The 19,466-nt window shown below is 67.1% G+C and carries 17 protein-coding genes; 7 read left to right on the top strand and 10 right to left on the bottom strand.

The window, feature by feature from the left end; all coding sequences use genetic code 11:
• From AC1DZY_RS10910 to AC1DZY_RS10870, 9 genes are all read right to left on the bottom strand, one after another.
• On the bottom strand, positions 1-1,284 hold the full coding sequence (locus AC1DZY_RS10910; RefSeq protein WP_476820135.1) for an MGH1-like glycoside hydrolase domain-containing protein: 1,284 nt from the start codon (positions 1,282-1,284) through the stop codon (positions 1-3).
• A gap of 4 nt (positions 1,285-1,288) precedes the next feature.
• On the bottom strand, positions 1,289-2,335 hold the full coding sequence (locus tag AC1DZY_RS10905; protein WP_476820134.1) for an ABC transporter ATP-binding protein: 1,047 nt from the start codon (positions 2,333-2,335) through the stop codon (positions 1,289-1,291).
• Between the two features lie 9 nt (positions 2,336-2,344).
• On the bottom strand, positions 2,345-3,151 hold the full coding sequence (locus tag AC1DZY_RS10900; RefSeq protein WP_476820133.1) for a carbohydrate ABC transporter permease: 807 nt from the start codon (positions 3,149-3,151) through the stop codon (positions 2,345-2,347).
• On the bottom strand, positions 3,151-3,996 hold the full coding sequence (locus AC1DZY_RS10895) for a carbohydrate ABC transporter permease (protein WP_476820132.1): 846 nt from the start codon (positions 3,994-3,996) through the stop codon (positions 3,151-3,153). Before AC1DZY_RS10895 ends, AC1DZY_RS10900 begins: the two co-directional genes overlap by 1 nt.
• A gap of 93 nt (positions 3,997-4,089) precedes the next feature.
• A complete protein-coding gene (locus AC1DZY_RS10890) occupies positions 4,090-5,376 on the bottom strand; it encodes an ABC transporter substrate-binding protein (protein ID WP_476820131.1) in 1,287 nt (428 codons plus the stop codon).
• Positions 5,377-5,453: 77 nt separating this feature from the next.
• Positions 5,454-6,461 carry a LacI family DNA-binding transcriptional regulator gene (locus AC1DZY_RS10885; protein WP_476820130.1) on the bottom strand — a complete coding sequence of 336 codons (1,008 nt, stop codon included), beginning with the start codon at positions 6,459-6,461 and terminating at the stop codon, positions 5,454-5,456.
• A gap of 136 nt (positions 6,462-6,597) precedes the next feature.
• Positions 6,598-7,761: an acyl-CoA dehydrogenase family protein gene (locus AC1DZY_RS10880; RefSeq protein ID WP_476820129.1), complete on the bottom strand. Its 1,164-nt coding sequence runs from the start codon at positions 7,759-7,761 to the stop codon at positions 6,598-6,600.
• Between the two features lie 16 nt (positions 7,762-7,777).
• Positions 7,778-8,713, bottom strand: coding sequence for an alpha/beta hydrolase (locus AC1DZY_RS10875; RefSeq protein WP_476820128.1), 936 nt, complete (start codon positions 8,711-8,713; stop codon positions 7,778-7,780).
• A gap of 13 nt (positions 8,714-8,726) precedes the next feature.
• Positions 8,727-9,776 (bottom strand): alcohol dehydrogenase, encoded by a 1,050-nt coding sequence (locus AC1DZY_RS10870; protein WP_476820295.1) that lies wholly within the window; start codon positions 9,774-9,776, stop codon positions 8,727-8,729.
• A gap of 242 nt (positions 9,777-10,018) precedes the next feature.
• On the opposite strand from AC1DZY_RS10870, the gene AC1DZY_RS10865 reads away from it, so the two are divergent.
• From AC1DZY_RS10865 to AC1DZY_RS10855, 3 genes are all read left to right on the top strand, one after another.
• Positions 10,019-11,254 carry an ABC transporter substrate-binding protein gene (locus AC1DZY_RS10865; protein WP_476820127.1) on the top strand — a complete coding sequence of 412 codons (1,236 nt, stop codon included), beginning with the start codon at positions 10,019-10,021 and terminating at the stop codon, positions 11,252-11,254.
• Between the two features lie 195 nt (positions 11,255-11,449).
• Positions 11,450-12,472 (top strand): NADP-dependent oxidoreductase, encoded by a 1,023-nt coding sequence (locus AC1DZY_RS10860; RefSeq protein WP_476820126.1) that lies wholly within the window; start codon positions 11,450-11,452, stop codon positions 12,470-12,472.
• Positions 12,469-13,632 (top strand): CaiB/BaiF CoA transferase family protein, encoded by a 1,164-nt coding sequence (locus AC1DZY_RS10855; protein WP_476820125.1) that lies wholly within the window; start codon positions 12,469-12,471, stop codon positions 13,630-13,632. The genes AC1DZY_RS10860 and AC1DZY_RS10855 overlap by 4 nt, the downstream gene beginning before the upstream one ends.
• Here the strand turns inward: AC1DZY_RS10855 and AC1DZY_RS10850 are convergent.
• Positions 13,629-14,501 carry an HpcH/HpaI aldolase/citrate lyase family protein gene (locus AC1DZY_RS10850; protein ID WP_476820124.1) on the bottom strand — a complete coding sequence of 291 codons (873 nt, stop codon included), beginning with the start codon at positions 14,499-14,501 and terminating at the stop codon, positions 13,629-13,631. The genes AC1DZY_RS10855 and AC1DZY_RS10850 overlap by 4 nt on opposite strands.
• 157 nt (positions 14,502-14,658) lie before the next feature.
• On the opposite strand from AC1DZY_RS10850, the gene AC1DZY_RS10845 reads away from it, so the two are divergent.
• From AC1DZY_RS10845 to AC1DZY_RS10830, 4 genes are all read left to right on the top strand, one after another.
• On the top strand, positions 14,659-16,335 hold the full coding sequence (locus AC1DZY_RS10845) for a flavin-containing monooxygenase (protein ID WP_476820123.1): 1,677 nt from the start codon (positions 14,659-14,661) through the stop codon (positions 16,333-16,335).
• Positions 16,336-16,373: 38 nt separating this feature from the next.
• Positions 16,374-17,348 carry a Bug family tripartite tricarboxylate transporter substrate binding protein gene (locus tag AC1DZY_RS10840; RefSeq protein WP_476820122.1) on the top strand — a complete coding sequence of 325 codons (975 nt, stop codon included), beginning with the start codon at positions 16,374-16,376 and terminating at the stop codon, positions 17,346-17,348.
• A gap of 79 nt (positions 17,349-17,427) precedes the next feature.
• On the top strand, positions 17,428-18,618 hold the full coding sequence (locus tag AC1DZY_RS10835; RefSeq protein WP_476820121.1) for a CaiB/BaiF CoA transferase family protein: 1,191 nt from the start codon (positions 17,428-17,430) through the stop codon (positions 18,616-18,618).
• Positions 18,619-18,644: 26 nt separating this feature from the next.
• Positions 18,645-19,418, top strand: coding sequence for an enoyl-CoA hydratase/isomerase family protein (locus AC1DZY_RS10830; protein WP_476820120.1), 774 nt, complete (start codon positions 18,645-18,647; stop codon positions 19,416-19,418).
• Positions 19,419-19,466 lie beyond the last annotated feature (48 nt).

Below are 19,466 nucleotides of genomic sequence, written 5' to 3'. Positions count from 1 at the left end.
TCAGGGCGTGGTCAGCGCATTGTCGCGCCAGAACAGCCAGGTCGCCGCCGTCCAGGAGAAATCGGCCCCGCCGCAGCCGGCGCCGTCGCGTGGATCGAAATACTCCCAGAAGCCGTTGCGCTCGACCAGCGCGCGGCTGTCGGCGCGCAGCGCGTCCGCCTCCGCCGTGAACCCGTAAGCAGCCAGGCCATCGGCGATGATGCTGTTCATCATCAGCCAGACCGGGCCGCGCCAATAGCGCACGGGATCGAAAGTCGCCGCGCGGGGGTCGCTGCTGGCGACGCCGAACGGCGCGATCTTGCGACAGGCGGCCAGATGGGCCGCAAGAGCTGCCGCATCCTCTGCACCCGCAGCGCGGGCATAAAGCGGCAGATAGGCCGCGCAGGTCACGGTGTCGCTGAGCTTGCCGGTGCGCAGATCGAGCGAGCGGTAAAGCCCATCCAAGCCCTTGAGCCGCGCCATCGCCGCGACGCTACGCTCGATCCAGAACCGCAGCGCCTCCGCTTCGGCCACGAAACCCAGCGTTTCCGCCAGCACCAGCAGGTCGCGATCGGCCCGGATCAGGATCGACTGAATGCCGAGATCGCAGACCCGGAAGGAAAGCTTTCGCGCCACGCCGACGCCGTCCCAATCCAGCGCCTTCGCCTCCTCGACCAGCGTCATGACGCGGTTATAGAAGGCGTGCGTCGGCCGCTGGGCTGCGTCGACATGGCCGAGATCCTTGCGCAGATGCGCAACATCGACGGTCGGCACGACATTGCCGAGGGCTGCATCCCAGTCGGGCGAGTTGTCGCGGCCCGATTCCCATGGGTGGACCATAGTGACGAGGCCGGTGCCGTCGGGGTCGCGGATCTCATGCCACCAGCGATGCGAGGCGAAGAGCTTCGGGAACAAGGCCCTGACCCGCTTGGTATCGACGCCCTGCCTTGCCTGAAGCGCGCGCGCGGCTGTCGCCGCCACCGGCGGCTGCGAGATGCCCGAGGTCAGCGGCGTGTGCGCGACGCCCCAGGCCTCGGGGCCGGGATAATAGCCCTCCGCAGGCGCGCGAAAGACGATGTGGGGCACCATGCCATCCAGCCACTGCCCCTCGAACAGCGTCTCCAGCTCGCGCCAGGCGCGGTTCAGATCGAAGGTGGCGAAACCGAGCGAGACGAAGGCGGAATCCCAGTTCCACTGGAAGGGGTAGACCCGGCCGTTGGGCACGGTGAAGCCGCCGCGGTCGTTGCGGCGCAGCAGCGCGCGGGCGGCCTCGTCACGGTCGGCAGGGGGATTGGTCGTCAGCACGGTCTCAGGCTCCAGGATGGGACAGACCCGTCTGCGGGTCGATCCAGACGATGCGGTTCAGGTCGAGCGTCAGGCCGAGCGTCGCGCCGGCTTCTATTTGCGCGTCGGGCGGAGCGACGATGCGGGCGAGATCCTCGCCGATGCGTCCGGTCAGCAGCAGATGCGAGCCCATCGGCTCGGCGACCCTGACCGTAAAGGGCACGCCGCCACCAGGTGCGGCAAGCCTGGCGTCCTCGCCGCGAAAACCGAGCACGATCGGTCCATCGACCGGCGCGCGCAGCCGCACCCCACCGAGCGCGACCTCGCCGGCGCTGGCGGTCGTCGCAACGAAGTTCATCGGCGGCGAGCCGACGAAGCCGCCGACGAAACGGCTGGCGGGATGCGAGTAGACGTTCGTCGGCGTATCGATCTGGACGATATGGCCGCCATGCATCACGGCGATCCGGTCGGCCAGTCCCATCGCCTCGGTCTGGTCATGGGTGACGTAGATCGTCGTAGTGCCGGCCTCGCGCAGCACGCTGCGCAGCTCCGCCCGCATCTCCAGCCTGAGCAAGGCGTCGAGATTGGAAAGCGGCTCGTCCATCAGCAGCACGGCCGGCTCGACGGCGAGCGCGCGCGCCACCGCGACGCGCTGGCGCTGTCCGCCTGAGAGTTTTGCCGGGTAGCGCTCGAGATACTGCTCGATATGGAGGAGGCCTGCGGCTTTCCTCACTTGTTTCTCGACGCGGGTTTGGTCGGCGCCCTGCATGCGCAGGCCGAAGGCGACGTTCTCGAACACGGTCATATGCGGAAACACCGCATAGTTCTGGAACACCATGGCGAGCCCGCGCTGAGCCGGCTTGAGGCTGGAGACATCGCGTTCGCCGATCAGCACCCGGCCGGAGCTTTGCGTCTCCAAGCCCGCGATGATGCGCAGAAGCGTGGTCTTGCCGCAGCCCGATGGGCCGAGCAAAGCGACGAACTCGCCGTCCTGAACGCCCAGCGAGATTTCCTGCAGGGCGACCGCGCCGCCGAAGCGCTTGGCGACCTTGTCGATGGTGATGCCGGCCATCGGCGCCTCCTATTTGCTCGAGACGCCCCACATCGCGAACAGGTATTTCCTGACCGCGAAGATGAAGAGCACCGAGGGGACGATGAGGATGAAGCCGCCGGCAAAACGATAATGTAGCGGCGATTCGGAGAGGACGGCGAGCAGATAGGCGGTGAGCGTGCGTTCGCGCACCGTGAGCACGGAGGCGGCGAAGACCTCGTTCCACGAGATCACGAAAGCGAAGATCGCGGCAGCGGCGACGCCGGGCAGCGCCAACGGTAGCACGACTTTGCGGAAGGCCTGCCAGCGCGAGCAGCCGAAGACCCAGGCGGCCTCCTCGTATTCGCGTGGAATGCCCATGAACAGCGAGGAGGTGACGAGCGCGGCGAAGGGCAAGGCCAGCGCGGTATGCACCAGCGAAACGCCGAAGGGGGTGTCGTAAAGCCCCGTGCGGATGAAGATCACCGTCAGCGGCAGGGCCAGGATCGCCAGCGGAAAGGCGCGCGTCAGCAACACGAGCAGGCGAAAGGCGCCCTGACCGCGGAATGAGAAGCGCGCCAGCGCGTAGCCCGCCGGCGCGCCGAGCAGGACGGAGAACAGCATCGTCAGCGAGGCCGCGATGACCGAGTTCAACGCCGCGTTCCAGACGCCCTCGATCTTCAGGAAGGTCGCAAGCGCGGCGAAGGAGATTTCGCCGGGTCCAAGCGCCTTGGGCCATTTGAACACGGCGAGCCGGCCGCCCATGGCGCCAAGCCCGATCAGATAGATCGGCACCAGCACCCAGGCGCACAGCGCGACGACGCCGGTGACGTAGAGAAATCGCCGCGGGCCGGTCATCACTGCGCCTCCGGATGGACGCGCAGCGCCCGCAGATAGATCACGGTGGCGCTAAGCGAGATCGCCATGACCAGCACGGCATAGGCGGCCGCAACGCCATAGTTCTGGTTCTCGTTTTGCCAGGTGTAGGCCTCGCCGACGATCACCGGGAAGTTGCGTCCGCCGAGCGCATAAACCACCGCGAAGACCTCGAAGGCGAGCACGGTGCGCAGGATCAGCGCCGATTGCAGGCTGGGCTTGAGCAGCGGCAGGGTGATCCGGCGGAACTTCGTCCACAGACCCGCGCCGAAAATGTCGGCGGCCTCGCCGAACTCCTTGGGAATGAGCTGGATGCCGGCGACGAGGATGATCAGCACGATCGCGGTCGCCCGCCAGATTTCGGCCAGCACCACGGCGACGAAGAGCGCGATCGGCGTCTCGCTGTTGAGCCAGGGCGTCGGCCCGCCGATCAGCCCGAACTGGAACATCAGGGTGTTGAGGTAGCCGGAATCCTGCAGGATCGCGAGCCAGACCAGCCCGGCCGCGAGATCGGAGACGCCGAGCGGGATCGTCCAGATCCAGAGCACGAGTTCGCGCCCGCGCGTCATCTTCTGCAGCATCAGCCCCATCACGAGAGCCAGCGCCAACTGCAGCGGAATCACGACCACGACGAGCGCGAAAGTGTTGCGCAGCACGGTCGCGAAGTTGAGGTCACCGGCCATACGGGCGTAATTCGCCAGCGAGACGCCCTGCCCGTCATCGAAGGAGAGCAGGATCGTCTGGCCGAGCGGCACCAGAAAGAAGGCCGCGAGGAAGACGACCGACGGCGCGATCAGCAGATAGGGCAACCAGCGTTGCTGGGGCATGGGGTGGCCTTTGCGTATTCAGGGTCGGGCGTGCCGCGCCGGAGTGTCCTGGCGGGGAAACACCGCGTCATCCCGGGCTTGACGGAGCAAGCCTCACGTCACCGGGCAAGCCCCCTGGCTCGGCTTGTCGGGTGCCCAGCACGGCGCAGCCGTCTGCGTCATCAACGACCGCAGCATCTCGGCCTGCGAGTCGAGTACGGCGCGGACCGGCTCGCCCCGCAGGACGATACGCTGGAAGGTGTCGAAATAGACCTTGTTGAACTCGCCGCCCTTGTCGCCGAGTCCGACGGGCAGCAGGGCGACGATCGCGTCTTTGGCGCTTTGCGTCTTGCCGATGCCATCGGCAAGCAGCTTGATCCCGGCGGGCAGATCGGCGGGAAGCGGCGCGTTCACCACCGGGAAGAAACCGACCTCGACGGCAGTCGCGATCTGCGTCGCGGGCTTCAGCAGATGCTCGATCACAGCCGCGGCCTGGGCGCGATTGGGCGCATCCCTGGCGATCGAGAGGCCAGCGACGACGGGCATATAGGCGCGGCCCCGGGTTCCGGACGGCGGCGGCACGACGAGGTATTTGTCGGGCTCGGCGGTCAGGGCGTCCTTGACCCGGGCGATATGGTCCCAGGCGATCCAGACCTCGCCGCCCATCAGCGGCTCCTGCATGAAGTTGTAATTGTTGGAGTTGGGGTTGCTCGTGGCCCAGACGGCCTTGAAGTCGTTCCAGCCCTTCTCGGCCTCGGCCGAACGGAACTCGGTCACCATCGAGCCGGTATAGGACGGAACGAGATTGCCCTGCACGAAACGGGCGAACAGCCCCTTGGGCCCGGCAGGGAAGCCGATGCGGCGCTGGCCGGTCTTCTCCTGGATCGCCTTGCCCCAGACGGCGAGCTGCTCGTAGCTCAGCGCATTGACGTTGGCGCCTGCCGGCAGGAAGGGCAACGCGTCCTTTCTGACCACGAGCACATAGGTCGCCTGCATCCAGGGGATATATTGCTGCTTGCCCGTGCCCAGCTTGCCGAGCTCCATCAGGCCGGCTGGAATCCCGGAGGAGGCGAGCTTGGCCGCGATATCGTCGATCGGCTCAAGCCCGCCCGCCGGCGCCAGCGGCTGGAGCTCGCCATGCAGCGCGCCGGCGAGGCTGATCGTGCGCTTGCCGGCCTGCTGCTCGGCCTTCATGCGAACGGCGAATTGCGGCGGCTCCTCGACCACATAGGTCGTCTTCGGCGCGCCCTTGAGCAGCACGTCGCGGACCTTCTGCGCCTCGTCGATCGGCCGCAGCTGCGTCGACAGGAAGACGAGATCCTGCGCTCTGGCGACCGGGGCAGCGAGCGCGATGCCGGCGGCGGCCATCGCCGCCATGGTGATCAATCTGAAGGCTGTCATCGGTTTCTCCCTGTCTCGCTTGCTTTGATGGAAGGGCGCGCGGACCCCGGCTGCGAGAGGCCGGTCGCGCCGAAGGCCTAGCTTCGCGCCTCCCCGAGAGAGGCGCGGGACAGGAATGCGACGGGATTGATTTCGGTCAGGTCGCGCGGATCGGCCCCGCCGATGCGGGCGAGCGCAATCTCGGCGAGCCGGCGGCCCGTCGCGGCGATCGGCAGCTCCATCGTCGCCAGCGCGGGGTCGGCGAAGGCTGCCGCCGAAATGTTGTCATGGCCGATGATCGCAATGTCGCGCCCGACAGCGAGGCCGCGCTCGCGCACGGCGCGCATCGCGCCGATCGCTATGCGGTCGGTCTGGCAGAGCAAAGCGGTCGGCATCGGCGTTCGTGCCAGCAGAGCCGCGGCGGCGCGATAGCCGCCCTCCTCGGTCGCGACATCCTCGACGATGTCGCCGACCAAACCGGTCTCGGCTACCGCGCGGCTGAATCCGGAGCGGCGCAGATGCGCGAACATGAAGGCCGAGGGCGCGGCGATGTGGCCGATATGGCGATGGCCGAGCCCGGCGAGCCTAAGCACCGCATTATGGAAAGCCGCCTCGCCATCGCCGTCGACGAAAGCGTAGGGCGTATCGAAATCGCTGCGCCCCATCGCGACGAAGGGGAAGCCGGCATCGGTCAGATAGCGCAGGCGCGCATCCTCGCGCCGCGTCCTGACGACGATGATGGCGTCGGTCCGCCGACCCTCGACGAGGCGGCGATAGGTCTTGAGCTCGTCTGGCCCGGGCAGCGCGGCGATCAGGGTCAGGTCGTAGCCATGCTGCGCCAGCGTCTCGCCGATCGAGCCGAGCAGCTCGATGTAGAGCGGTTCGTTGAAATGGCCGGGCTCGGCCGGCAGCACCAGGGTGACGATTTCGGTCAGCCCGCGCCGCAGCCGCCGCGCAGCGGAGTTGGGCCGGTATCCGGTCGTCTCGGCGGCTGCGAAAACGCGTTCGCGCGTGGCGGCGGCGACGTCGCCATAGCCGTCCAGCGCCCGCGATACGGTCGTGATCGACAATCCCAGCATCTGCGCCAGCTCGCGCAACGTGCTCATGAACCGTCCCATCCCAAAGCCAGAACGCGAACCGACAATCTCGTCGGCGTGCTTATGAGGACAGCCTAGCTCGATCCAAAACGTTTTGGAAGAGCGTTTTCAGAGAGCCGCGACGGCCAGATTCCCGCAGCGCGCGTCAGTAGGATTTCGGCTGGCCGAGCACTTTCTCGGCAATGAAGGAGAGGATCAGTTGTTCGCTAACCGGGGCGATGCGGGTGACGAGCACCTCGCGCAGCAGGCGCTCGACCTGATATTCCTTCGCGTAGCCCATGCCGCCATGAGTCAGCACGGCCTGCAGACAGGCGTCATAGCCGGCGCGCGCGCCCAAAAACTTCGCGCCGTTGGCCTCGGCGCCGCAGGGCCTACCGGCGTCGTAGAGGGCGGCGGCCTTCATCGTCATCAGCCAGGCCGCCTCGAGCGCCAGCCAGCGCTCGGCGAGGGGATGCTGGATGCCCTGGTTCTGGCCGATCGGCCGGCCGAAGACGGTGCGCTCGCGGGCATAGCGGGCGGCGCGGCCGAGCGCGTCCTGCCCGATCGCGACCGCTTCGACCGCCACCAGAATGCGCTCGGGGTTCAGGCTGTCGAGCATGTAGGAAAAGCCCTTGCCCTCCTCGCCGATGCGGTCCCCGTCGGGCACGAAGACGTCGTCGATGAACGTCATGTTGGAATCGACCGCGGCGCGGCCATGCTTCTCGATGCTCTTGATCTCGTATTTCGTGCGGTCGAGGTCGGTGTAGAACACCGTCATGCCATCGATAGGACGCTTCACGTCCTTCTTGGCGGTGGTGCGCGTCAGCAGCAGGATCTTGTTTGCGACCTGAGCGGTCGAGGTCCAGATCTTGCGGCCGGATACCCGGTATCCACCTTCGACCTTCCTGGCGAAGGTCGTGATGCTGGTGGTGTCGAGCCCGGCATTGGGCTCGGTCACGCCGAAGCAGACCTGTTCCTCGCCCGAGATCAGCCGCGGCAGCCAGCGCCGCTTCTGCTCGTCAGTGCCGTGCACCACGATCGGGTGCGGGCCGAACATGTTGATGTGGATCGAGGAGGCAGCAGCCATCGCGCCGCCGGAGCCCGCGACCGTATGCATCACCAGCGCCGCATCGGTGACGCCGAGCCCCGCCCCGCCATATTCCTCCGGCATGGTGACGCCGAGCCAGCCATCGGCAGCCATCGCCTGATGAAATTCGCGCGGAAAGCGCGCTTCGCGCTCGCATTGCGACCAGTAGTCGTCGCCGAAGCGCTTGCACACGGCCGCGACGCCATCGCGCAGGGCCCGCTGGTCGTCGTTGAGCTCGATCATGGCTGGCTGCCTCCGGTCATGGAGTCGGACCCGCCTTGCGACAAGCGTCGGCGATGGCCTGCGCCATCGCGGTGACCGCCTGATCGGCGAGGTCGACATGGTTGTGCAGCCGGGCGAAGCCATGGGTCAGGCTGGCGGCGCGCGTCAGCGTCACCGGTACGCCCGCGGCCTGGAGCCTCTCGGCATAGGCCTCGCCCTCGTCGCGCAGCACGTCGTATTCCGCGGTGATGACATGGGCCGGCGGCAGGCCTGCGAGATCGACGGCCCGCAGCGGCGCGATGTCGGGGTCGCCCTGACGGGCGCGCGGCGCGTAATGGTCGAAGAACCAGATCATGTCGGCCCGGCTTAGCGGCATGCCATCGCTGTAGTCGCGATAGCTTGGCCGATCGAAATCATGGTCGGCGACAGGGTAGAGCAGGCCCTGGATACAGAGATCGACGCGGGTTCCGAGCCGGCGCGCGGCGATGGTCGCGAGGTTGGCGCCAGCGCTGTCGCCCGCGACCGCGAGTGGAACCCGCGTACCGCAGAGCGTCTCGACATGGGCGGCGGCAAACAGCAGCGCGTCCTCGCTGTCCTCCAGTCCGGCCGGAAAGGGATGCTCGGGCGCGAGCCGATAATCCGGCAGCAAGACGGCGCAACGGCTTTTGGCCACGATCAACCGGGCGAGAGGCTCGAAATCCCGAGGCGTGCCGACGACCCAGCCGCCGCCATGCAGATAGACGATCAGGCCGACGGGCACACCTTTCGGCTTCAACAGCAGCGCCTCGATCGCGCCCGACCGCGTCGGCACGTCGACCGGCTCGACGGAGCCGATCTCCGGCCCCTCGCCCAGAGCCGCCCGCGAGGCGGCCACGACGGCGCGCGCCTGCGCCGGCGTCCCAGCCGAGACCGGCGGGCGGCCGACGGCGGCGAACTGCTTCAGCATGGCGTCGATGAAAGGGTGCAGAGGCATGGCGCTTGAGCTTTCAGGGCACGAGGACGACGCGTCCAACGACCTTGCCCTGACGCAGGTCGTCAAGCGCGGTCGCGGCCTGCGCCAGCGGCCGCCGGTCGAGCGGCGTCGCCGGAATACCGTGCTCGCGCACCAGCGCCACCAGTTCGCGCAGTTCGCCAGGGCTGCCGATATAGCTGCCCTGGATCGTCAGCGCCTTCATCGGCACCAGCGGCACGGCGAGGTTCATCGCGCCGCCGAACAAGCCTACGATGACCAGACGGCCGCCCTTGTCGAGAGTCTCGACGCCGAGTGTCGCGGTTTCGCCGCTGCCGACGAGGTCGAGAACGCCGAGCACGCTGCCGCCGAGCGCCTTGCGCAACTGTTTGGCGGCGTCAGGCGCACGCGGATCGACCGTCGCGAGCGCGCCGGCAGCCATCGCAGCCTCGCGTTTGCGCGGATCGAGCTCGACCACGACCGCGCCCTTGCCGCCGAGCATTTTGAGCACACCGAGCGCAATCAGCCCTAAACCGCCTGCGCCGATGATCGCGATCGGCTGGCGCACCAGCAGCGGACCGAATTTCTTCATGGCGCTGAACGTCGTCAGGCCCGAGCAGACCAGCGGCGCCGCCGCGACCGGATCGAGATCGCCGATCTCGACGAGATAGCGTGGGTGCGGCACGAGAATGTATTCGGCGTAGCCGCCATCGCGATTGACGCCGAGGAAGCGGGGCGCGTTGCACAGATGCTCGTCGCCGACCTCGCAGGCCGCGCATTCGCGGCAGCCGATCCAGGAGCAGACGACGCAGTTCGCGCCGATCGCAACGCCGGTCGCGTCGGGACCGAGCGCCGCGACCTCGCCGGCCGATTCATGGCCGAGCGTCACCGGAAGCTTGAAGCGATCCGCGAAGGAGAGCCTGCGCTCGCCCCCGAGATCGTAGTGCCCCTCCCAGAGATGCACATCGCTGTGGCAGACGCCGGCGCCGCGCACCTTGACCAGCACCTCCGTGCCGCTCGGCTCCGGGCGGGGCTGATCGCTTGCACCGATGCTCTCGCCAAAACCGGTCAACTGATAGCAACGCATCATCGCACGCATGGCGTTTCCGTCTCCTCGTGGCGACCGATCCGGCGCAAGCATCGCGCGTCCCGGCCGCCTGCTTTGCGGTCAGGCGTAAACGCCAAACATCTAATCGTCAAATGGTTTGACCATTTAATCGGACGTGCTACAGATCGCCTCAAGAAGCGGCTTGATCGCGGTTTGGCGGGCCCTGTTTGCCCCCGCCGGCCACCAAGACCGAAAACACCATCCAGCGGGGAGAAAACGCGATGACCGGGACCAGCAGAGAAGACCGCCTTCAGGCAGCACGCCTGCGGAACCTGTTGCTCGCAGGCGCTGCCGCCATCGCAATGACCAGCCCGACGCAGGCCCCGGCGCAGGAGCCGTTCAAGATCGGCTCGCTCAGCGACATGTCCGGCATCGTCGTCGACCTGTCGGGGCCCGGCACGGTCACGGCGATGAAGCTCGCGGTCGAGGATTTCGGCGGCAAGGTGCTGGGACGGCCGATCCAGATTCTCGAGGCGGACCACCTCAACAAGCCCGATATCGGCATCGCCGCTGCTCGCAAATGGTATGATGAGGGCGTCAGCGCGATCTTCGATATCGGCATCACCTCGGTGGCGCTGGGCGTCCAGCAGCTCACCAGGGACAAGAACAAGCTCGCGATCTATCTCAGTTCGGCCTCGAGCGACATCACCGGCAAGGCCTGCAGCCCGTATGGCATCCACTGGACCTACAACAACTACAGTCAGGCGCTCGGCGTCACCAAATTCTACAACGATGCCGGCGAGAAGAGCTGGTACTTCATGACGGTCGACTATGCCTATGGCCACAATGTCCAGCGCGACACCACGGCGATGATCGAGGAGGCCGGCGGCAAGGTCGTCGGTTCGACGCGGCACCCGTTCGAGACCAAGGATTTCTCCTCCGACCTTTTGAAGGCGCAAAGCTCGGGCGCAGGCGTCATCGCGCTGGCGACCACGACCGCCCACGTTGCCAACATCGTCAAGCAGGCCGACGAATTCGGCATCCGGCCCAAGCAGAAGCTGGCGGGGCTCAGCCTGACGCTCCACGACGTGAAGGGCATCGGCCTGCCATCGGCGCAGGGGCTGCTCGTAACCGCGCCATTCTACTGGGATCAGACCGACGAGACGCGGGCCTTTTCCAAGCGCTATTTCGAGCGCTTCAAAAAGATGCCCAACATGGTTCAGGCCAGCGCCTATGGCGCGGTGATGCATTATCTCATGGCGGTTCAGGCAGTCGGGGCCGACGACACCGCCAAGGTCGCGGCGAAGATGAAGGAAACGCCGATCAACGACTTCATGACGAAGAATGGCAAGATCCGCGAGGACGGCCGCGTCATCCGCGACCAGTACGTTTTCCGGGTCAAGACACCGGCTGTCTCCAAGGGCGAATGGGACCTCTACGAGCAGCTCTCCATGATCCCCGGCGAGCAAGCCTTCCAGAAGGCCGATCCGGCGGCGTGCCCGCTGGTCAAGGGCTGAGCGCGGTTTGGAAGCTGTGTTCCAGTCGGCACAGAACGCGCGTCATTCCGGGCGCAGCGCAGGGTAGACCCGGAAATCCATCGTAAGGCTGCGGCGCTCGACGATGGATTACGGATCCGCGCAGCTTCGCCGCTTGTCCGGAATGACGGTCGTGGTTCATTGGTGTTGCAAGAACCGGCCGAGCAGGAGCCCGCCATGACCAACCGCCAATGGCGTCTCGCCTCCCATCCGCGCGGCGAAGCAGATCTCGACACCTGGAACCTACACGAGGCGGCGATGCCGCAGCCCGGCCCCGGCCAGATCCTGGTCAGAACGCAATGGCTTTCGCTCGACCCTTATATGCGCGGCCGCATCAGCCCCTCGGCGAACTACGCCAAGGGCGTCTCGGTCGGCGAGGTGATGCAAGGGGGCGGCGTCGGCGAGGTCGTGGCCTCCAACCATCCCGACTGGAAGCGCGGCGAGATCGCCGAGGCGATGAGCTTCGGCTGGCAGGAATATGCCGTCCTGACGCCGGACCTGCCGGGCGCGGCCAGGGTCAACAAGGTCGATCCGACGCTTGCCCCGCCGCAGGCGACCCTGTCCTGGCTCGGCATGCCCGGCCTGACAGCCTATATCGGCCTGATGGAGATCGGCCGGCCCAGGCCCGGCGACACGCTGGTCGTCTCGGCGGCGTCGGGCGCGGTCGGGCAGATCGTCGGGCAGATCGGCAAGCTCTGCGGCGCTCGCGTCATCGGCATCGCCGGCTCCGACGACAAGCTCGCCTGGTGCCGCTCGGTCGGCTTCGACGAAACCATCAACTACAAGACCACCAACGACATCACCGGCGCGATCGCGGCGCTTGCGCCGGGTGGCGTCAACGTCTTCTTCGACAACACCGGCGGGCCGATCCACGATGCCGTGCTGCGCAATCTCGCGGTTGCGGCCCGCGTCGTGATCTGCGGACGGATCGCGCTCGCCAATGATTTCGAGCAGGAGGATATCGGGCTGCGCGCGTCGTCGCGGCTGATCGTGACGCGCGCCATGATCCAGGGGCTGGTGGTGTTCGACTGGTGGCACCGCCGCGACGAGGCCATGGCCCGGCTCGGCCTCTGGCATCGCGACGGCAAGCTGCAGACCCGGGAAGACGTGCTCGACGGCTTCGAGCGCGTGCCCGAGGCCTTCCTGCGCATGATGTCCGGCCGCAATTTCGGCAAGCAGCTCGTGCGCGTCGCCTCGTGAGCGGCGCTGCACGGCAAGGGCCAGCGCCGCTCGACGGCGTCCGCGTCATCGACCTGACCGCGATCGTGATGGGGCCGCTGGCGACGCAGATGCTGGCCGATCTCGGCGCGGACGTGATCAAGGTCGAGCCGCCCGAGGGCGATGTGCTGCGCCGGGTCGGCGCCGGCGAGGGCTCCGATCGCGGCCCGCTCTTCCTCCATCTCAACCGCAACAAGCGCAGCGTTGTCATCGACCTGAAGACGCCGGAAGGACGCCAGTCCCTGCTGCGCCTCGTCGCCGATGCCGATGTCTTCGTCCATTCGATGCGCCCGCAGGCGATGGGACGCCTCGGGCTGGGCTATGACGCCCTGGCCGCCGTCAACCCGCGCCTGATCTATGCCGGCCTGTTCGGCTTCGGCCAAGGCGGACCCTATGCCGAATACGGCGCGTTCGACGATCTGATCCAGGCGATCTCGGGCCTTGCCGACCTGATGGGCAAGACGACCGACGGCCAGCCGCGCTATGTCCCGGCCAACCTCGCCGACAGGACGGTCGGCATCTACGGTTTCGGGCTGATCACGGCCGCTCTGTTCCGGCGTGAGCGCACGGGGCTTGGCTGCGAACTCGGCGTGCCGATGTTCGAGACGCTGGCCGGCCTGCTCTTCGGCGATCACCTGTTTGGCGAGACCTTCGCGCCGCCGCGCGGGCCGATGGGCTATCCCCGCCTGATGGTGCGCGATCGCGGCCCGTTCCCGACCAGCGACGGCCATATCTGCAGCATGATCTACACCAACGCCCAGTGGCGCAGCTTCCTCAAGGTGATCGGCCGCGACCCCGATCTGTCGAAGGACAGGCGGCTCGTCGACATGACCGCGCGGCTGCACCATGCCGAAGAGCTTTTTGCGATGATCAGCGCGGTGACGCGCCAGCGCCCGACCGCGGAGTGGCTGGAGATCCTGCGCGCCGCCGGGCTCAGCGCCATCGCGATGCGCTCGCTGGAAAGCCTGCGCAACGACCCGCATCTGCTCGCGACCGGCTTCTTCGAGGAAACCGTGCAGGCCGATGGCGAGAGCCTGCGCCTGATCCGCCCGGCCGGCGACTGGAGCGATTGGCGGGCTTGCCTGCGCCGCCAACCGCCGCATCTGGGCGAGCATACGCAGGAGCTGCTCGGCGAGGCCTAGCCTTCGCCGGCTGCCGCGACGATCGCGCGCGCCAGCTTGAGGTGGGGGATATCGTACATCTTGCCGTCGATGCCGATCGTGCCGATGCCGGGATCGGCATCGAAGGCGGCGACGATGCGCCTCGCCTGCGCCAGATCCTCGGCGGAAGGCGAGAAGCAGCGGTTGATCGTCTCGACCTGATCGGGGTGGATCGCGATGCGTCCGGTGAAGCCGTCGCGCTGCGAGGCGCGGCAGCTTGCCTCCAGCCCGGCGGGATCGCGAAAATCGGCGTAGAGCGTGTCGATGCGGGCGACTTCGGCGGCGGCGGCGGCAAACAGGCACAGCGAGCGCACGACGCGATAGGGCTGCGTCCAGTCGCCGTCGGGCTGCTTGTTGACGCTGGAGCCCACGACCGCGCCGAGGTCCTCGGCGCCCCAGGTCAGGCCGGCGAGCCGCTCATGGGCCGGCGCATAGCTGCCGAGGTTGAACATCGCCGTGGCGGTCTCGGTCGCGACGACGACGATCTTGACCGTGCCGCGCACCATGCCGCTGCGCGTCTCCAGCGCGTCGAGATAGTGGCCGATGCGGACGATGTCGGCCGCGCCATTGGCCTTGGGCACCATGACGCCGTCCAGACCGGGTTTCACGACCGCGCTCAGATCCTCCAGCGCCATGCCGGTATCGAGCGCGTTGATGCGTACAAAGAAGCTCCAGCCCCGCTCGCCGGACGCCCCCAGCATCTCCTGCACCATCTCGCGCGCCACCGGCTTGCGGCCCGGCGCAACCGAATCCTCGAGGTCGAGGATCAGGGCGTCGGCCCCGCTGCCCTGCGCCCTGGCGAATTTCCGCTCGCTGTCAGCCGGGACGAACAACATGGAACGCAGCTTCATGTCAGCCTCTCTTGCGCGCCGGCCTGAGGCCGGGTTTCGCTAGCGTTAGCGCGCCCGGCAACAAATCGTCAAATGGTTTGACCATTTTCGTTTTTGCGCTAGCCTGTCGATCGAAGATGGCGGGGCAACGCCGCTGCGAAGGGACAGGAGACATGTCATGACCCATGCGAAGCCAGACGCATCGACGCGCGGAGACGGCGGGCATTTTGACGTCATCGTCGTCGGCGCGGGCTTCTCCGGGCTCTATATGCTGCACCGCCTGCGCGGCCTTGGCTTCTCCGTGCGGGTGTTCGAGGCGGCGTCCGATGTCGGCGGTACCTGGTACTGGAACCGCTATCCCGGCGCGCGCTGCGACGTCGAGAGCATGCAGTATTCCTACTCCTTCGACGAGGCGTTGCAGCAGGACTGGCGCTGGAGCGAGCGCTTCGCCGCGCAGCCTGAGATCCTGAGCTACATCAACCATGTCGCGGATCGCTTCGACCTGCGCCGCGATATCGTGCTGGACACGAAGATCGTCTCCGTCGCCTATGACGAGGCCGTCGGCGAATGGACCGCCACGACGCAAGCCGGCGCGAAAGCCACGGCCCGCTTCTGCGTCATGGCGACCGGCTGCCTCTCGGCCGCGCGCGTGCCGGACTTCCCGGGCATGGCCGATTTTACCGGCAAGACATACCACACCGGCCATTGGCCCCATGGCGGCGTCGATTTCTCCGGGCTCAACGTCGGCGTCGTCGGCACGGGCTCCTCGGCGATCCAGTCGATCCCGCCGATCGCCGCGCAGGCCAAGCACCTCACGGTTTTCCAGCGCACGCCGAATTTCAGCGTTCCGGCCCGCAACTGGGCGATGACCGAGGAATACGAGCAGTCCTGGAAACAGGATTATGCGGCGCTGCGCCGACGGGCGCGCGAGGAGACGCGCTCGGGCACGATCTACGAGTTCAGCGACAAGGGCGCGCTGCAGGTCGAGGACGACGCAAGGCGGGCCGAATACGAGCGGCGCTGGCGGAAGGGCGGCGCGAACTTCCTGCATTCGTTCAACGACATCCTTGTCGAGAAGACTTCAAACGATACCGCCGCCGACTTCGTCCGCGACAAGATCTGCGAGACCGTCTCAAGGCCGGAGGTCGCGCAGGCGCTGCTGCCGCACGACCATCCGCTCGGGACCAAGCGCATCTGCGTCGACACCGATTATTACGAGACGTTCAACCGCGACAATGTCGCGCTCGTCGATCTGCGCAACGCCCCGATCGAGCGCGTCACCGAAACCGGGCTCAGGGTCGCAGGCCAAGACTATCCGCTCGACGCCATCGTCTTCGCCACCGGCTTCGACGCCATGACCGGCGCGCTGAACGCCGTCGACATCGCCGGGCGCGACGGCCGCCTGCTGCGACAGGAATGGGCGGCGGGACCACGCACCTATCTCGGCCTGATGAGCGCCGGATTCCCGAACCTGTTCATGGTGACCGGGCCGGGCAGCCCCTCGGTGTTGAGCAACGTCATCGTCTCGATCGAGCAGCATGTCGACTGGATCGCGGCCTGCATCGCCCATCTGCGCGAAGCCGGCGCTGCGACGATCGAGCCCGAGACGAAGGCGCAGGACGACTGGGTCGCCCACGTCAACGAGGTCGCGCACCGCACGCTCTATCCGCAGGCCAACTCCTGGTACATGGGCGCCAACATCCCCGGCAAGACGCGCATCTTCATGCCCTATATCGGCGGCGTCGGCGCCTACAGGCAGATCTGCGACACGGTTGCGGCAGAAGGCTATCGCGGTTTCAGCCTCGGCGCGCCCACGATCGCAGACGCTACCTCCAGAGCCCACGCACTGGCCTGAGCCGGGCGCGAAACAAGAAACGTCAGGGAGAGCCGTTCATGACCCGATTCATCGCAAGGACCGTGCTGCTCGCCGCCACGCTGCTCGCCGTCGCCACGGGCGCGCTGGCGCAGGGGGAAGCCTGGCCGCAGCGGCCGGTCACCATCGTCGTGCCCTTTCCCGCCGGCAGCGCGACCGACGCCGTCGCACGCAAGGTCGGCGAGGGGCTGGGACGCCTGCTCGGCCAGAACTTCCTCGTCGAGAACAAGGCCGGAGCGGACGGGATCATCGCCGCCCGCCACGTCGCCGGATCGGCGCCCGACGGCTACACCCTGCTCGTCACCACCAACACGACGCACTCGGCCAATCCCAGCATCTATCGCCAGCTGCCCTATGATCCGAAGAAGGATTTCGCCCCGGTCGGCGGCATCATCCGGATTCCGTTCTTCCTGGCGACGCGGATCGATTTTCCGGCCGACGACTTCGCCGGCTTCGTCAAGGCTGCCCGGGCTGCCAACCCCGCCATCTCCTATGGCAGCGGCAGCACCGGCAGCCGCGCCTCGGGCGAACTGCTCAAGGCCCGGATGGGCTTCGACATGGTGCATGTGCCCTATCGCGGCTCGCCGCAGGCGCTGACCGACCTGATCGGCGGACGCATCGACGTATTCTTCCCCGATCCGGCGAGCGCGCTCGGCATGCTGCAGGAGAAGAAATTCAAGGTTTTCGGCGTCACCGGCCCAAAGCGCATCCCGACCCTGCCGGACGTGCCCACGCTGATGGAACTCGGCGTGCCCGATTTCAACATCGTCGCCTGGGTTGCGGCCTTCGCCCCGGCGGGCACGCCGCCAGCGGTTGTGCAGAAGCTCAACACCGCGCTCAACGCGCTGCTGCGCGAGCCCGACATGATCGCCTTCGTCGACCGCATCGGCTCCGAGATTTTGTCGACCAGCCCGGCCGAACTCGCGACTTATGTCGAGGACGACGCCAAACGCTGGGTCGAACTCGTCGAGATCGCCAAGATTGAGAAGAAATGAGCCCGGCCGAGGCCGGGTCGCCCGCCGCTCCCACCGGGACCTTGCAGGACGCGCCGCTCGCCGGTGCAGGAGAGATTTCGTGGCCAAACCTCTGAAGGGCGTGAGGGTGCTCGACCTCACCAAGGTGCTCGCAGGGCCGCTATGCGCGCAATATCTCGGCGAGATGGGGGCCGATGTCATCAAGGTGGAGGCGCTCGGGACCGGCGACGACACGCGCAGCTGGCCACCCTTTCGTGCGCCGGGCCTCGGCGCAGTCTTCCTCAGCGCCAACCGCAACAAGCGCAGCGTCGCCGTCGACCTCAAGACGCAAGCGGGCCGGGAGGTGGTACACCGCCTCGCCGCCAAGGCAGACATCGCCATCGAGAGCTTCGGCACCGGCGTGGTCGAGCGGCTGGGTATCGACGCGGCAACGCTGCGCGCGATCAACCCGAAACTGATCTATTGCAGCATCTCCGGGTTCGGCCGGACCGGCCCGATGCGCGACGCGCCGGGCTACGACGTTATCCTGCAGGCGTTCTGCGGGGTCATGGCGCTGACCGGCGACGAGAGCGGCGGCCATATCCGCAGCCCGATCTCGCCGATCGACCAGATGACCGGCACGCATGCGCTGAGCGGCATCCTCGCGCTGCTGTACCAGCGCGCCGTCACCGGCGAGGGTGGCACGGTCAATGTCTCGCTCTACGACACCGCCATGGGCCTGCTCGGCTACAATCTGCAGACCTATTGGGAAAAAGGCGTGCAGCCGCCCAAATGCGGCTCAAGCCATGAATCGCTGTGCCCCTATCAGGCCTTCGAGGCCAAGGACGGGCCGATCATGATCGGCGTCGCCAACGACAGTCTCTGGCGAAAATTCTGCGCCGCAACCGGCCTCCAGGACATCGTCGACAATCCCGATTTCCGCAGCAATTCCGACCGCGTCCGCAACCGCCCGGCGACGCTGGCGCGCGTGGGAGCGGCGCTGATGACGAACACGGTCGCCCATTGGCATCAGACCTTGTCGGCTGCCGGCATACCCTGCTCGCCGATCAACTCGCTGCCGCAATTGCTCGCCCATCCCCATACCGCCGCCAGCGGGATCGTGATGGAATACGAACATCCGACCGGCGGCTCGCTGAAGGGCATCGGCCAGCCGGTGCGTTTCGATGGCGAGCCGGCCAAGCCCGGCCTGCCGCCGCCGAATCTCGGCCAGCATACCGACGACGTGCTGGGCGAACTCGGTTTTTCCGCTGGTGAGATCGCCTCGCTGCGCGACGCACGCGCCATCGCCTGAAGCCGCGGCACGCGGGAAAGACGGACATGTCGATCGATCTTGTTCAGGACGGCGCGGTCGCGACCATCACGATCAACCGCCCCGAACGGCGTAACGCCATGGACGCCGCGCATTATGGCGCGTTGTCGAAGGCCTGGATCGAAGTGCGCGACAACCCGGCGATCCTCGCCGCCGTCATCACCGGCGCGGGCGACAAGGCCTTCAGCGCCGGCGCCGACATCAAGAGTTTCACGGCGCACCCGCCGCCCTTGGCCGAGCTGATGCTGACGCAGGCCGGACAATTGCTCAATCGCGGGCTGGAAATCTGGAAGCCGGTGATCGCGGCGGTCAACGGCGCCTGTCTCGGCGGCGGCATGACCTTGCTGCTGGCGACCGACATCCGCGTCGCCGCGAGCCATGCCACATTTTCGGTCTCCGAGGTCAGGCGTGGCCTCTTTCCCGCCAATGGCGGCACGCAGCGGCTCGTGCAGCAATTGCCGCATGCGATTGCGATGGAGATGCTCCTGACCGGCGACAGCATCGACGCCGCCACCGCCGAGCGCTGGGGGTTGGTCAATCGCATCGTCGCGCCGGAAGACGTGCTGCCGACGGCGCTCGACTACGCCAGGCGCATCAGCGAGAACGCACCGCTGGCCGTCCAGGCCGCCAAGGAACTGGCGCTACGCAGCCGCGATCTCGATCTCGCGACCGGTCTTCGGCTGGAACAGATGATGCTGCGCCTGCTCCAGACCAGCGACGACGCCAAGGAGGGTTCCACCGCCTTCTCCGAGAAACGGCCACCCCGCTTCAAGGGCGCGTGAGCCGCTCCGGCCAACGCTTCATGTCACCGACAGCACGAGGACGATCAT

Source organism: Allobosea sp. P2_A10 (genome assembly GCF_056405115.1).
Note: the sequence above shows the minus strand (reverse complement) of the source record. Positions and strands in the feature narration are given on the sequence as shown.